The 13785-nt window shown below is 70.0% G+C and carries 13 protein-coding genes; 12 read left to right on the forward strand and 1 reads right to left on the reverse strand.

Features of this window, described 5'->3' with window-relative positions:
- The first annotated feature begins 344 nt into the window (after positions 1–344).
- From gap to ACWCQM_RS19825, 8 genes are all read left to right on the forward strand, one after another.
- Positions 345–1355, forward strand: a complete 1011-nt coding sequence (gap, locus tag ACWCQM_RS19790; RefSeq protein ID WP_014156890.1) for a type I glyceraldehyde-3-phosphate dehydrogenase — start codon at positions 345–347, stop codon at positions 1353–1355.
- A gap of 113 nt (positions 1356–1468) precedes the next feature.
- Entirely contained in the window at positions 1469–2680 is a 1212-nt protein-coding gene (locus ACWCQM_RS19795) for a phosphoglycerate kinase (RefSeq protein WP_450916466.1), read from the forward strand.
- Between the two features lie 6 nt (positions 2681–2686).
- Positions 2687–3463 carry a triose-phosphate isomerase gene (tpiA, locus tag ACWCQM_RS19800; RefSeq protein WP_450916467.1) on the forward strand — a complete coding sequence of 259 codons (777 nt, stop codon included), beginning with the start codon at positions 2687–2689 and terminating at the stop codon, positions 3461–3463.
- Between the two features lie 138 nt (positions 3464–3601).
- Positions 3602–3838 (forward strand): preprotein translocase subunit SecG, encoded by a 237-nt coding sequence (secG, locus tag ACWCQM_RS19805; RefSeq protein ID WP_014156893.1) that lies wholly within the window; start codon positions 3602–3604, stop codon positions 3836–3838.
- Positions 3839–3947: 109 nt separating this feature from the next.
- Entirely contained in the window at positions 3948–4283 is a 336-nt protein-coding gene (locus tag ACWCQM_RS19810) for an RNA polymerase-binding protein RbpA (protein ID WP_450916468.1), read from the forward strand.
- A gap of 156 nt (positions 4284–4439) precedes the next feature.
- Complete coding sequence (gene pgi / locus ACWCQM_RS19815; protein ID WP_450916469.1) at positions 4440–6092, forward strand: glucose-6-phosphate isomerase; 1653 nt, start codon at positions 4440–4442, stop codon at positions 6090–6092.
- A 3-nt stretch (positions 6093–6095) separates the two neighbouring features.
- Positions 6096–6599 carry a PH domain-containing protein gene (locus ACWCQM_RS19820; protein ID WP_450916470.1) on the forward strand — a complete coding sequence of 168 codons (504 nt, stop codon included), beginning with the start codon at positions 6096–6098 and terminating at the stop codon, positions 6597–6599.
- Positions 6596–8104 (forward strand): PH domain-containing protein, encoded by a 1509-nt coding sequence (locus tag ACWCQM_RS19825; RefSeq protein ID WP_450916471.1) that lies wholly within the window; start codon positions 6596–6598, stop codon positions 8102–8104. Before ACWCQM_RS19820 ends, ACWCQM_RS19825 begins: the two co-directional genes overlap by 4 nt.
- A 45-nt stretch (positions 8105–8149) precedes the next feature.
- Here the strand turns inward: ACWCQM_RS19825 and ACWCQM_RS19830 are convergent, their stop codons facing one another.
- Complete coding sequence (locus tag ACWCQM_RS19830) at positions 8150–9328, reverse strand: SagB/ThcOx family dehydrogenase (RefSeq protein WP_450916472.1); 1179 nt, start codon at positions 9326–9328, stop codon at positions 8150–8152.
- Between the two features lie 749 nt (positions 9329–10077).
- On the opposite strand from ACWCQM_RS19830, the gene ACWCQM_RS19835 reads away from it, so the two are divergent.
- The 4 genes from ACWCQM_RS19835 (at position 10078) to ACWCQM_RS19850 (ending at position 13673) form a co-directional block, all read left to right on the forward strand.
- Positions 10078–10467 carry a hypothetical protein gene (locus ACWCQM_RS19835; protein ID WP_450916473.1) on the forward strand — a complete coding sequence of 130 codons (390 nt, stop codon included), beginning with the start codon at positions 10078–10080 and terminating at the stop codon, positions 10465–10467.
- A gap of 64 nt (positions 10468–10531) precedes the next feature.
- The gene (locus ACWCQM_RS19840) at positions 10532–11758 is read left to right on the forward strand and encodes an acyl-CoA dehydrogenase family protein (protein ID WP_450916474.1); all 1227 of its coding nucleotides are present in this window, start codon (positions 10532–10534) and stop codon (positions 11756–11758) included.
- Positions 11755–12750, forward strand: coding sequence for a hypothetical protein (locus tag ACWCQM_RS19845; RefSeq protein WP_450916475.1), 996 nt, complete (start codon positions 11755–11757; stop codon positions 12748–12750). Before ACWCQM_RS19840 ends, ACWCQM_RS19845 begins: the two co-directional genes overlap by 4 nt.
- Complete coding sequence (locus ACWCQM_RS19850) at positions 12747–13673, forward strand: ThiF family adenylyltransferase (RefSeq protein ID WP_450916476.1); 927 nt, start codon at positions 12747–12749, stop codon at positions 13671–13673. Before ACWCQM_RS19845 ends, ACWCQM_RS19850 begins: the two co-directional genes overlap by 4 nt.
- Positions 13674–13785: the final 112 nt, after the last annotated feature.

Here is a 13785-nt window from a genome sequence, read left to right on the forward strand (position 1 = left end):
CGGACATTCGATCACGGATCGCGGGCGGAGGCCCGGTGGCTGAATCCGCGTCAGTGACTCCCGGTGACCTCGCGCGGACGGGGGCCGGCGGGCCCCTCGCGCCGCAAGGGGGACGGCTCCGGCGGGAGTTGACGCTTGGTGACCATAGGGCGGGCCTGTCGTCCCGGCCTGGTCAATAGGCCGGAATCGATTGCTCCTACTCAGGAGTAAGGAGATCTCGCTCCACACCGTCGCTCTCGATGTCACCCCTGAGCCTTCGGAGAGGTAGGGTCGGAGGCGGTCGGGGACATCCCTATAAAACTCGCCGGCATCGAAACCGGCGTTCCTAACGAGGAGATCGGTTCGTGACGATCCGCGTAGGCATCAACGGCTTTGGCCGCATCGGTCGTAACTACTTCCGCGCGCTGCTGGAGCAGGGTGCGGACATCGAGATCGTGGCTGTCAACGACCTGGGTGACACTGCGACCACGGCCCACCTGCTGAAGTACGACACCATTCTGGGTCGTCTCAAAGCAGAGGTGAGTCACACCGCCGACACCATCACCGTCGACGGCCACACCATCAAGGTGCTCTCGGAGCGCAACCCGGCCGACATCCCCTGGGGTGAGCTGGGCGTCGACATCGTCATCGAGTCGACCGGCATCTTCACCAAGAAGGCCGACGCCGAGAAGCACATCGCGGGTGGCGCGAAGAAGGTCCTCATCTCGGCTCCGGCCAAGGACGAGGACATCACCATCGTGATGGGCGTCAACCAGGACAAGTACGACGCGGCGAACCACCACGTCATCTCCAACGCCTCCTGCACCACCAACTGTGTGGCGCCGATGGCCAAGGTTCTCGACGAGAACTTCGGCATCGTCAAGGGCCTGATGACGACGGTCCACGCGTACACGAACGACCAGCGCATCCTGGACTTCCCGCACTCGGACCTGCGTCGCGCCCGCGCCGCCGCCGAGAACATCATCCCGACCACGACGGGCGCCGCCAAGGCGACCGCCCTGGTCCTCCCGCAGCTCAAGGGCAAGCTCGACGGCATCGCGATGCGCGTCCCGGTCCCGACCGGTTCCGCCACCGACCTCGTCGTGACGCTGCAGCGCGAGGTCACCAAGGACGAGGTCAACGCCGCGTTCAAGAAGGCCTCCGAGGACGGCGACCTCAAGGGCTTCCTGGCCTACACCGAGGACCCGATCGTCTCCTCCGACATCGTCAGCGACCCGGCGTCCTGCACCTTCGACTCCTCACTGACCATGGTCCAGGAGGGCAACTCGGTGAAGATCCTCGGCTGGTACGACAACGAGTGGGGTTACTCCAACCGCCTCGTCGACCTGACCGTCTTCGTCGGCGGGCAGCTCTGATCCTAGGATCGACAGGCAGCAAGGTGTGATGTGAGGGGCTCGGACGGCGCGACGCGGCGCCGTTCGAGCCCCCTTGCATGCTCATCCGTCCTTCCAAGGAGTATTGGGAACAGATGAAGACGATCGACGAACTTCTCGCCGAAGGGGTCGCGGGCAAGCGGGTATTCGTCCGCGCCGACCTCAACGTGCCGCTGGACGGCACCACGATCACCGATGACGGCCGCATCCGCGCCGTCCAGCCGACGATCGCCCGGCTCGCCGCAGCCGGCGCGCGGGTCGTCGTCGCCTCGCACCTGGGCCGCCCCAAGGGCGCACCGGACCCGGCCTTCTCGCTCGCCCCCGCCGCCGCGCGCCTGGGCGAGCTGCTCGGTGCCGAGGTCGCCTTCGCGACCGACACCGTCGGCGAGTCCGCCCGCTCCACGGTCGCCGCTCTCGCCGACGGCCAGGTCGCCGTCATCGAGAACCTCCGCTTCAACGCCGGCGAGACGTCGAAGGACGACGCCGAGCGCGGCGCCTTCGCCGACCAGCTCGCCGAGCTCGCCGACGTGTACGTGGGCGACGGCTTCGGTGCCGTCCACCGCAAGCACGCCTCGGTCTTCGACCTCCCGGCCCGGCTGCCGCACGCGGCCGGAAGCCTGATCGCCACCGAGGTCGGTGTCCTCAAGAAGCTCACCGAGGACGTCACGCGCCCCTACGCCGTCGTCCTCGGCGGCTCGAAGGTCTCCGACAAGCTCGGGGTCATCGACCACCTGCTGGAGAAGGCCGACCGCATCCTCATCGGCGGCGGCATGGCCTACACCTTCCTCAAGGCCAAGGGGTACGAGGTCGGCAGCTCCCTCCTCCAGGAGGACCAGATCCCGGCGGTGCTCGAATACCTCAGGCGCGCCGAGGAGAAGGGGGTGGAGTTCGTGCTCCCCGTCGACGTCGTCGTCTCGGAGCAGTTCCCCGACCTCAAGACCAAGACCCCGGGTCACCCGGCCACCGTCCCCGCCGACGCCATTCCCGCCGGCGCGATGGGGCTGGACAACGGCCCGGAGACGAACAAGCTGTACGCCTCGAAGCTCGCCGACGCGGCCACCGTCTTCTGGAACGGCCCGATGGGCGTCTTCGAGCACCCCGACTACGCCGAGGGCACCAGGGCGGTCGCCCAGGCCCTCGTCGACTCCGAGGCCTTCACCGTCGTCGGCGGCGGTGACTCCGCGGCCGCCGTCCGCATCCTGGGCTTCGACGAGAACGCATTCGGCCACATCTCGACCGGTGGCGGCGCCAGCCTCGAATACCTCGAGGGCAAGACGCTTCCCGGCCTCGCCGCACTGGAGGACTGACCTTTCATGACCACCCGCACCCCGCTCATGGCGGGCAACTGGAAGATGAACCTCAACCACCTCGAGGCCATCGCCCATGTCCAGAAGCTCGCCTTCGCCCTGGCCGACAAGGACTACGAGGCCGTCGAGGTCGCCGTCCTGCCGCCCTTCACCGACCTGCGCTCCGTGCAGACGCTGGTCGACGGCGACAAGCTGAAGATCAAGTACGGCGCCCAGGACCTCTCGGCGCAGGACTCGGGCGCGTACACCGGTGAGATCTCCGGCTCGATGCTCGCCAAGCTGAAGTGCACCTTCGTCGCCGTCGGTCACAGCGAGCGACGCCAGTACCACGGCGAGAACGACGAGGTCTGCAACGCCAAGGTGAAGGCCGCCTACAAGCACGGTCTGACCCCGATCCTCTGCGTCGGCGAGGGCCTGGACATCCGCAAGGCCGGTGACCAGGTCTCCTACACGCTGGCCCAGCTCGACGGCGCCCTGAAGGACATCCCGGCCGAGCAGGCCGAGTCCATCGTGATCGCCTACGAGCCGGTCTGGGCCATCGGGACCGGCGAGGTCGCCACCCCCGAGGACGCCCAGGAGGTCTGCGGCGCGATCCGCCGCCGGCTCGCCGAGCTGTACTCCCAGGAGCTGGCCGACGCCGTCCGCATCCAGTACGGCGGCTCCGTGAAGTCCGGCAATGTCGGGGCCATCATGGCGCAGCCCGACGTGGACGGTGCCCTGATCGGTGGCGCCGCGCTCGACGCCGACGAATTCGTCAAGATCGTCCGCTTCCGCGACCAGTAGGATCGTCCGCTTCGGCGGCCGGTGAGTATGCGGTGGCGCCGATCCGTCGTACCCTTGCGGGGGCCGAGGGGGGTATACCCTCAGGCCCCCGCTGTTCGTACATGCAGTCCTAGGAATTCCGGAAAGTAGGGACCAGCCGTGGTTTTGGCGTTCGAGATCGCCCTGATCGTCTTCAGCCTGCTGCTGATGCTGCTGGTGCTGATGCACAAGGGAAAGGGCGGCGGCCTCTCCGACATGTTCGGTGGCGGAATGCAGTCCTCCGTGGGCGGCTCCTCGGTCGCCGAGCGCAACCTCGACCGCATCACCGTCGTGGTCGGTCTGGCCTGGTTCGCGTGCATTGTCGTCCTCGCTCTGCTCATCAAGCTGGACAGCTGACCCGTCGTCCGCGAATCCCGGTGAGGGTGTAACTCCTTTCACTGGACGCGCGTTGGGCCTTACGTAGACTGGGGCATCTTCGAGCACCATCACGCAGGGAGTTACGACCGTGGCAAGTGGCAACGCGATCCGGGGAAGCCGGGTCGGAGCGGGGCCGATGGGGGAGGCCGAGCGGGGCGAGTCCGCGCCGCGCCTCCGCATCTCCTTCTGGTGCTCGAACGGGCACGAGACGCAGCCGAGCTTCGCCCATGACGCGCAGGTACCGGAGACCTGGGACTGCCCGCGCTGCGGTTTCCCGGCCGGCCAGGACCAGGAGAATCCGCCCGACCCGCCGCGCACCGAACCGTACAAGACGCACCTCGCGTACGTGCGCGAGCGGCGCAGCGACGCGGACGGCGAAGCGATCCTCGCCGAAGCCCTCGCGAAACTCCGCGGCGAAATCTGACAGCAGTTCACCGGCCGGTCACCTCTCGGGTGCCCGGCCGGAATGCGTTTGTCGCCTCCGGACCCTGCCATTGCTCCGCCGCACCCTCCAGATCAATTAGGTTGGAGGGGCAGCGGGGAAGGTTGCAGGTACGAGAAGAAGTGGGCGATTTCCGGGATGAACGCACAAAGCCGAACCAAGCTCAATCAGACTCCGGAGTGGGCGGCTCTCGGCAAGCACCGTGAGGAGTTCGGCGACACCCATCTGCGCGGGCTGTTCGCGGACGCGCCGGACCGAGGGACGGCGTACACCCTGAGGGTCGGTGACCTCCACATCGACTACTCCAAGCACCTGGTCACCGACGAGACGCTGCGACTGCTGCGGGACCTCGCCGGCGCCACGGGTGTGGCCGAGCTGCGGGACGCCATGTTCCGGGGCGAGAAGATCAACACCACCGAGGACCGCGCCGTCCTGCACACCGCGCTCCGCGCCCCCCGCGACGCGGTGATCGAGGTCGACGGCGAGAACGTGGTGCCGGCCGTGCACGCCGTCCTCGACAAGATGGCCGCCTTCGCGGACCGCGTCAGGGCCGGTGAGTGGACCGGTCACACGGGCAAGCCGGTCAAGAACATCGTGAACATCGGCATCGGCGGCTCCGACCTCGGGCCCGCCATGGCCTACGAGGTGCTGCGTTCCTTCACGGACCGCTCGCTCACGGTCCGTTTCGTGTCCAACGTCGACGGCGCCGACCTCCACGAGGCCGTCCGTGACCTCGACCCGGCCGAGACGCTGTTCATCGTCGCGTCCAAGACCTTCACGACGATCGAGACCATCACCAACGCCACCTCCGCCCGCGACTGGCTCCTCACCGAGCTGAGGGCCGGTCAGGAGGCCGTCGCCAAGCACTTCGTGGCGCTCTCCACCAACGCCGAGAAGGTCACGGACTTCGGCATCGACACGGCCAACATGTTCGAGTTCTGGGACTGGGTCGGCGGCCGTTACTCCTACGACTCGGCGATCGGTCTCTCGCTGATGATCGCCATCGGGCCCGCGCGCTTCCGCGAGATGCTCGACGGCTTCCACCTCGTCGACGAGCACTTCCGCACCGCGCCCGCGGAGGAGAACGCCCCGCTGCTGCTGGGCCTGCTGGGCGTCTGGTACGGCCACTTCTTCGACGCCCAGTCGCACGCCGTGCTGCCCTACAGCCACTATCTGTCCAAGTTCACGGCGTACTTGCAGCAGCTGGACATGGAGTCCAACGGCAAGTCCGTGGACCGGGACGGCAATCCGGTCGAGTGGCAGACCGGTCCGGTCGTCTGGGGCACCCCCGGAACCAACGGGCAGCACGCCTACTACCAGCTGATCCACCAGGGCACGAAGGTCATCCCGGCCGACTTCATCGGCTTCGCCGCGCCGGTCCAGGACCTGCTGCCCGGGCTGATCGCCCAGCACGACCTGCTGATGGCCAACTTCTTCGCCCAGACACAGGCGCTCGCCTTCGGCAAGACGCCCGACGAGGTCCGCGCGGAGGGCGTGCCCGAGGAGCTGGTGCCGCACAAGACCTTCCGCGGCAACCACCCGACGACCACCATCCTCGCGGAGCGGCTCACCCCGTCGGTGCTCGGCCAGCTGATCGCGCTGTACGAGCACAAGGTCTTCGTCCAGGGCGCCGTCTGGAACATCGACTCCTTCGACCAGTGGGGCGTCGAGCTCGGCAAGGTCCTCGCCAAGAAGATCGAACCGGTCCTCACCGAGGGCACGGGAGGCGAGCAGCTCGACAGCTCCACCGCCGCGCTCGTGTCGGCGTACCGCTCGCTGCGCGGCCGCTGAGCCATGGCGACGGGGGAGGGGACGATACGGCTCAGGCCGCCGCGCAACCGGCTGGACAGCCGGGCCGTCGGCTGGTGGAGGGCCCAGTGGCTGCTGCTGACCGCGGCGCCGGTGGCGGTCCTGGGCGTCCTCGGGGCGCTCATCGCTCCGGCCAGGTTCTGGCTGCTGATGCCGGCCGCAGTCATCGCGGGCGCGGGCCTGCTCTGCGCCGTCCTCTTCCCCCTCTGGTGGTACCGCACCCACCGCTGGGAGGTCACCGACGAGGCGGTCTACGTCAGCACCGGGGTCTTCCTGCGGGAGTGGCGGATCGCTCCGATGTCCCGCATCCAGACCGTGGACACGGTGCGCGGCCCCCTGGAGCAGCTCTTCGGGCTGGCCACGGTCACCGTCACCACCGCGTCCGCCAAGGGCGCCGTACGGATCGAGGGCCTGACCCACGAGACAGCCGCCGGGCTCGCCGAGCGGCTGACCCGCATCACCCAGGACACCCCCGGGGACGCCACGTGAGCACCGCCGCCGACAGCGGCCCCGACTGGCGGCGGCTCCACCCGCGCACGGTCCTGGTCACCGCGGTGGTCACGGCCGGGGTCGCGGCGGGGGCCGCCGTGCCGGTCACGGTCGCGCTGGCGGGACCCGTCGGCCCTGCGCGGGCCATCGGCTGGGTGCTGACCGGAGCGGCCCTGCTGATCGGCTGTGCCGCCGCCGGGGACTACATACGGTGGCGGCGCACCCGTTACCGGGTCGGCGCCGAGCGGGTGGACCTGCACACCGGGCTCTTCCTGGTGAAGCGCCGCTCGCTGGCCCGCGAGCGCATCCGCAGCGTCGATCTCACCGCCCACCTCCTGCTGCGGCTCCTCGGGCTCGTTTCCGTCCGCATCGGCACCGGTGAGCACACGGGCGGCGACTCCACCCTGGAGCTCGACCCCGTCACCCGCGAGGAGGGCGAGCGGCTGCGCCGTGAACTCCTGGACCGCGGCGCCCACGACGCCCCCGGGACGCACCGGGAGGGCGAGCTCGCCACGCTCGACCCCCGCTGGATCCGCTACGCACCCGTCTCCTTCGTCGCGCCCATGCTCGGGGGAGCGGCGGCCGGCGGTGTGATGCAGGTCAGTGACTGGGTCGGCGCCCAGGGCGAGGTCATCGACTGGTTCGCCGACCGGTTCCGGGACACCCCGCCGCTCTGGACGGTCGTCATCCTCGCCGCGGCAGCCCTGGCCGCCGGTGCCGTCGGCGCGCTCGGGCTCTGGGTCGAGATGTGGTGGAACTACCGCCTGGAGCGCGAACAGGGCGGCACCCTGCGGGTGCGGCGCGGGCTGTTCACCTCGCGCTCCCTGTCCGTCGAGGAACGGCGGCTGCGCGGGGTGGACCTGGTGGAGCCGCTGGGCGTACGCCTCGTGGGCGCGGCCCGGGTGGACGCCATCGCCACCGGCCTGACCCAGGACGAGGAGTCGCGGAGCGCCGACCACAACACCCTGCTGCCGGCCGCGCCCCGGGCACTGGCCGACACCATCGCCGCCGAGGTCCTGCGTGAGCCCGTGAGCCCGACGGGTGCCCCGCTGACGCCCCACCCCCGCGCCGCCCGTGGCCGGAGGCTGCGCAGGGCCCTGGTCATGGCCCTCGCGCCCGTCCTGGTGCAGGCCGTGCTGGGCGTCCTGCTGACCCCCGTACTCCTGTGGACCGCGCTCGGGTGCGCGGTGGTGTTCGTGCCGGTCGCGGTGCTGCTGGGTCTCGACGCGTACCGGAACCTGGGCCACTCGCTCAGCGGCGGCTATCTGGTCACCCGCTCCGGGACCGTCCGGCGGTCCACTGCGGCCCTCCAGCGGGCGGGGGTGATCGGCTGGACGGTCAAGCAGTCCTGGTTCCAGCGAAGGGCCGGGCTGCTGAGTGTCACCGCCACGACGGCGGCGGGAGGCGGCGCCTACACGGCGCACGACACCGACGCGTCCGAGGGCCTCGCCTTCGCGTCCGAGGCCGTCCCAGGGCTGCTGGAACCGTTCCTCGACCGAGGCTGAGCCGACGCGGGGCGAGGCCTGCCGCGTCGGGTCAGCCGTCCCGGGTCAGCGGGCGAGCAGCGTGGTGGCGCCGAAGGCGGGGGTGCCGGCCGGTGGGGGAGCGTCCCGCGGTGCCGGGGCGGGGTGCCCGGCGGCCAGCACGTAGAGCGGGACGTGGCCGGTGTTGTCCAGACCGCAACGGCCGGCGATCTCGGAGTCCCTGAAGGCGCCGGTCTGGGCGGGGCCGAGTCCGAGGGCCGTCGCGGTCAGCGCGAAGGTCTGCCCCAGATGCCCGGCGTCCAGCAGGCAGACCCGGTAGGCGCGGGGCGTCGGGTACTTGGCGCTCATCCGTTCCAGCCGCGCGGCGAGAACGACCAGGAAGGCGGGCCGCGCCGCCCACTCCTGGTCCGCGCAGAGACGGGCGGCCTCCGTGGGCGTGAAGCCCTCGGAGAGCAGTGCGAGACCGTGCCGCAGGCCGTCGTAGTGGTACCAGCCCGGGTCCAGGCCCTCGACGCCCAGGACGCCCACGTAGGCCTCGATCTCCTGACGGGAGCCGCCTTGCGGGCTGGTGCGCCGGTACAGGGCGCCCCGCCCGCAGTCGATGAAGTCGACCGGCCCGAAGACCGCGGACAGCAGAGCGGCCAGGGTCTCCACCGGCACCGGCTCGCCGGTGAAGTCGCGGTGGGTGCGGCGCCCGTACAGCACCTGCTCGAACGGTGCCCCGAGCGCCGCCGGCCTGCGGGGCAGCAGGAGGTGGGGAGCACCCGGATGATCCGTGAACAGGGAAGGCAGCGGTGCGGGCGCGGAGCCCGGTGTCCCGGTGGAGGCCGATGCTTCGGTGGTGCTGGTGGTGCTGGTGGTGCTGGTGGAGTCCAGGGCGTCGGGGGAGTCCGGGGTGTCCGCGGCGTCGTACACGTCCTGCGTGGCGTAGTGGAAGAACGACGCCTCGGGCATCCACGAGCCCCACCGCCGGGCGATCTCCTCGTCCCGCTGTGCCGCCGCGCCACCGTGCGCCAGGAGAGCGCCGCTCCGCACCAGCGTCTCGACGGCCTCCTCGACCGTGTCCCGGGTCAGGTGACCCAGCTGTCCGGCTGCCTCGGCGGGAGTGCTCCAGTCCTCGAAAGCGGCGAGGATCTCAGCGGCTGCCGGGTGGAGTGCCGTGGGTGTGCCGTGCGGGTGCGGGTGGACGACGAAGGTGCCGTCGTGCCAGTAGCAGGTCAGGCAACGGGAGCGGCGTAGACGCAAGGTGACTCCTCGGCTCGCGGGGATGTGGGAAGCGGGGCCCGGACGTACGTGGGGGGCCGGGCAGGGGAGTGCCCGGCCCCCCACGCGCGGTCACGCCTGGCGGTAGGCCCACGTCCAGTTCCAGCTGGAACCCTGACCGGCCGCGGGGCGGTCGGCACGGACGGCGATCCGGTGCTTCATCTCGATCCTGCGCATTGTTCGACACCTCCTTTCATGAAGTCTCGTTCATGTGTCGTCGCGGCGACTCCTCCATGACGCAGCACGAAATACCGAAATGCAAGAGACGTATTCGTCGATCACTCCTTCGTGGCGGTATCTCTGGCCTCTGCTTTTCGTTCGAGTTGCATTCATGGGGAACGTTGTCACGTACTGTAAACGCCTTTCGTATACGAGAGGGAGGGGGCGGGGTGCACCCGTCCGGCCACGGGCGAACGTCGCTGATACCGACGTGGCGGGGAGGGGGACGGAAGGCGTGATCGTCGCATCGTTGCTGTTCAGAGCCTTGCGCGGCGGCTGCTTACCAATTTCTTTCAGTCTTTTTTCGGCTACCTGTCGATGCGGGTGAAGGTCTCCCGGAGGTGTCATAGCGTGCGGACATCGACGCTCGACGAGCAAGCGAACTCCCACCGTCCGGTCGGCAGTATTCGCACCGCTCAAAAGGGTTCTCTCCGGTGTGAGGGCATTCGGAGGCGATAAACCCGTTCCTCCGTACGGCGGGCGTCGGACCGCTGAGATATCAAAGGGGAAGCATGACCGTATTCTCGTCCCAGGAAATGGCGTCCGACGTGTTCGGCCGGCTCTTCGACGTGCTGCTGGAGGACGAGCAGTTCGTGGAGAAGGCGCGCAGGGAAGCGCTGTCGGTGCAGCTGGTGCACACCAAGCCCGACTGCCGGATCTTCGTCTCGTCCGAGGGCGTCGTCCACGGGGAGCCGCCGTACAAGGCCGCGATCACCCTCAAGATGTCCTGCGACACCGCGCACGCCCTGTGGCTGGGCCGCCTGCTGGTGCCCGCCGCCATCGCCACCGGCAAGGTCCGGATCCGCGGCCGCATCGCCAAGGTGCTGGAACTCGTGCCGATGCTCCAGCCCGCCTTCGACAGCTATCCGGCGATCGCCGCGGAGTCGGGCGTCGGTGCCTGACCTTCCGCGTACACCCGGACCCGCGTACACCCCGACCTCACCAGTGATCGAGGAGCCACCATCCATGACCATTGACGCCCCGACAGACCTCTCCCCAGAGCTCAACTTCGACACGCTGCCCCCGGAGGTCCAGCGGCTCAAGGACGACGCGAGGCGGTTCGCGCGAGAGACCGTGAAGCCCCTGGTCCAGCAGCTCGACCAGGCGCCGGCGGAGGATTTCGACTGGGACGTGATGCGCCGCGGCCACGAGATCGGCCTGACCCGTGCCGCTGTCCCCACCGACTACGGCGGTCTCGGCCTCGGAATGCTGGGAGTCGCCACCGCCCTGGAGGAAGTGGCCGCCGTGTGCCCCGGCACCGCGCTCGTCTTCGGGGCCACCATGCTCGGCCAGGCCCCGCTCCTGCTCTCGGGCGACCCCCGCCTCCAGGCGCGGTACCTCCCGCTCTTCTCGGGTGACGAGCCGGTACTCGCCTGCAACGCCGTGACGGAGGAGGACGCCGGCTGCGATCTGATCATCCCGGCCAACGCGCCGCACGCACGCAACGTCATGACCGCCCGCCGGGACGGCGACGAGTACGTGCTCACCGGAAAGAAGCGGTTCATCACCAACGCCCGCTTCGCCGCCTTCGCCTCCGTGTTCGCGAACATGGAGGGCAGCCCCGGCGCCACCGGACTCACCTCCTTCATCGTGCCGCTGAACCTGCCCGGCGTCGTGCGCGGCCCGGTCGCCGACAAGATGGGCTACCGGGCCTGCCTGGGCAGCGAGCTGGAGTTCCACGAGGTCCGGGTGGCCGCCGAGAACATGATCGGCGGGGAGGGCGAGGGCATGCCCATCAACATGGCGCAGAGCAACATGGCCCGCGCCGCCGTCGCCGGCATCTCCACCGGCGTGGCCCGCGGCGCCCTCGAACAGGCCGTGACCTGGGCAGGCGAGCGGGTACAGGGCGGTGAACTGCTGCGCCGTCACCAGTTCACCGCGGCCAAGCTGGCCGACATGACCGCGAAGGTGGACGCGGCGCGGCTGCTGTACCTGCACGCGGCGAACACCGTGGACACCCAGCTGCCACCGCCCGCCTACGAGCCCGCCGTCGCCAAACTGTTCGCCGACCGCGCGGCCGTCGACGTCGCCGACGCCGCCCTCTCCCTCGTCGGAGCCCGGGGCTACCTCCGCTCGTACGGCGTGGAGAAGATGCTGCGCGACGCCTACGGGACCCGGATCTACGAGGGCACCCCCGAGGTGCTGGCGCTCACGATCACCGAGAGCCTCTACGCCGAGGACGACGCCGAATGAACACCGCATCCCCGCGCGCGGGCGGTGACGGGCACGCCCGCACCACCATCCCGACCTCCGCGGACCCTTCGGGCTCCCGCGCCCTGCGCTACGTCGCCGACATCATCGAACTCCACGAGCGGCTCAGCTACCGGCAGCTCCCGGCCGAGATCTCCGGCACTCCGCTGTACCACGCGGAGGACGTCCACAGCGGCCTGATCACCCTCACCGTGCGGGACAGCCAGATCCCCGCCCGCTACCTCCGGGGAATCCTCGGCTTCCGGCTCGCCCAGTACCTGCGGCTCAGCTGGATCTCGGCCGACCTCGTCTACCGGACGGCCGCGTACCACGAACCGCTGCCCCGCCCGGGCCAGATGGAGAGCATCCACACGGTGGCCCTCTGCTCGCGCACGGGAAGGATCCGCGGCTACGTCGGGCTGAGCTGCTCCGCCGACCCCGTCAGCCTCCCCCTCGACTCGCCGCGTCGCGCCCTGTTCCCCACCGAGGCCGCCCACGGCATCGACCTGCTCGGGCAGTACGCGCGCCTCGGGCTCGGCACCCACCAGGTCTTCGAGCTCAAGCGGTTCCTGCGCGACCAGTCGATGCCGCTCGGAATCCAGCACGACCGGGTGCCGTGGCACCTCATGCTCGGCATGGGCGAGGCGATGATCCAGCTCGACGACTCGATCCGCCTCGTGCTCGGCGACGCCAAGGAGCACGTGGCCCTGCGCCACCTGCGTCTGGCCGGCTTCGACCTCCACGTCGTCGAGAACACGTCCCCGAGCCTGCCCTCCTCGGACCCGCTGGCGCCCATCTACCACCAGGGCATCCTCGCCAAGCCCTTCGTCGCCCCGGTACCCGAGGATCTGCCCTGGTACCGCGACGTCGTGCGGTCCTACATGGACGGCAGCAGCGACCTGACCTCGTACCACGAGATGGTGGCCCGGCTCGCCGGGCGCAGGCAGGCGAACGGCGGCTCCATGATCCCCCGTCAGCGCGGAGGTGCCGCATGACCCTGGAACACCTGGACCGTACGCCGTCCGACGGGGAATCGGGGCCGCACAGCGTCTTCTACGAGGAACTGGTCACCCGGAACACGGGCGTCGTGTCGGCGCGTGAACAGTCGGCCCTGCGCGACGCCACGATCCTGGTGGCGGGCTGCGGGTCCATCGGCGGCGCCGCCGTGGAGCCGCTGACGCGGCTCGGCGTCCAGCGCTTCGTCGTGGCGGACCCCGGAACCTTCGAGCTGAACAACCTCAACCGCCAGAGCGCGGTCGCCGCCGACATCGAGCAGAACAAGGCCGCCGGCGCGGCGGAACGCATCATGTCGATCAACCCGCACGCCCGGGTGTCGGTGTTCACCGAAGGGGTGACCCCGTCGACGGTGCAGCGGCTCACCGCGCCGAGCCAGCTCATCATCGACGGGGTGGACGTCACCACGCTCGACGGCTGGCGCGCCAAGCACCTCCTGCACCGCGTGGCCGTCCAGCGGAGACTGCCCCTCATCACCGGCTGGGACATGGCCGGTACCCAGTACGTGCGCTGCTACGACTACCGGCGTATCCGCGAACCCTTCGACGGCGCCGTCACCGTGGAGGACATCGAGCGCGGGGACACCTGGGACCTCCTGCGGCGCGCGGTGCCGCTGCGCAGGGTGCCGGCCGAGATGCTGGCGGAGATCCGGGCGAACCACCAGCGCCCGGACTACAGCTTCCCGCAGGTCGCCTACACCGCGACGGCGTTCGGAGTGCTGAGCTCGCACATGGCGGTGCGCATGCTCGCGGGCAGGCGCGTGCGTCACGAAATCAGCCTCGACGTGCACCAGTTGGCCCGGCCGCTGGGTGAGCGCTGGCTGACCCGTCTGCGGTGGCCGTTCGAACTGGCGGCCCTGGTGCCGCCGATGATCCGCGTCATGCGCGGCACGGGCGCGCGCTGAACCGACCGCGCCCGCCTGAAGACCTTGTGCTTGACCTTCAGGCCCACCGAGGGGCCCTGCGGCGTGCCGAGCGCGCGGCTGTAGGCGATCGCCGTGTCGGCGGCGCGGTCGA

The sequence above is a fragment of the Streptomyces sp. NPDC002125 genome (assembly GCF_053593715.1).

Bases quoted from the DNA above. Each gene is read 5' to 3' on its own strand.
- tpiA (WP_450916467.1), top strand. From the start codon at position 2,687: ATGACCACCCGCACCCCGCTCATGGCGGGCAACTGGAAGATGAACCTC.
- ACWCQM_RS19820 (WP_450916470.1), top strand. From the start codon at position 6,096: ATGGCGACGGGGGAGGGGACGATACGGCTCAGGCCGCCGCGCAACCGG.
- ACWCQM_RS19795 (WP_450916466.1), top strand. From the start codon at position 1,469: ATGAAGACGATCGACGAACTTCTCGCCGAAGGGGTCGCGGGCAAGCGG.
- ACWCQM_RS19835 (WP_450916473.1), top strand. From the start codon at position 10,078: ATGACCGTATTCTCGTCCCAGGAAATGGCGTCCGACGTGTTCGGCCGG.
- pgi (WP_450916469.1), top strand. From the start codon at position 4,440: ATGAACGCACAAAGCCGAACCAAGCTCAATCAGACTCCGGAGTGGGCG.
- ACWCQM_RS19850 (WP_450916476.1), top strand. From the start codon at position 12,747: ATGACCCTGGAACACCTGGACCGTACGCCGTCCGACGGGGAATCGGGG.
- ACWCQM_RS19845 (WP_450916475.1), top strand. From the start codon at position 11,755: ATGAACACCGCATCCCCGCGCGCGGGCGGTGACGGGCACGCCCGCACC.
- ACWCQM_RS19840 (WP_450916474.1), top strand. From the start codon at position 10,532: ATGACCATTGACGCCCCGACAGACCTCTCCCCAGAGCTCAACTTCGAC.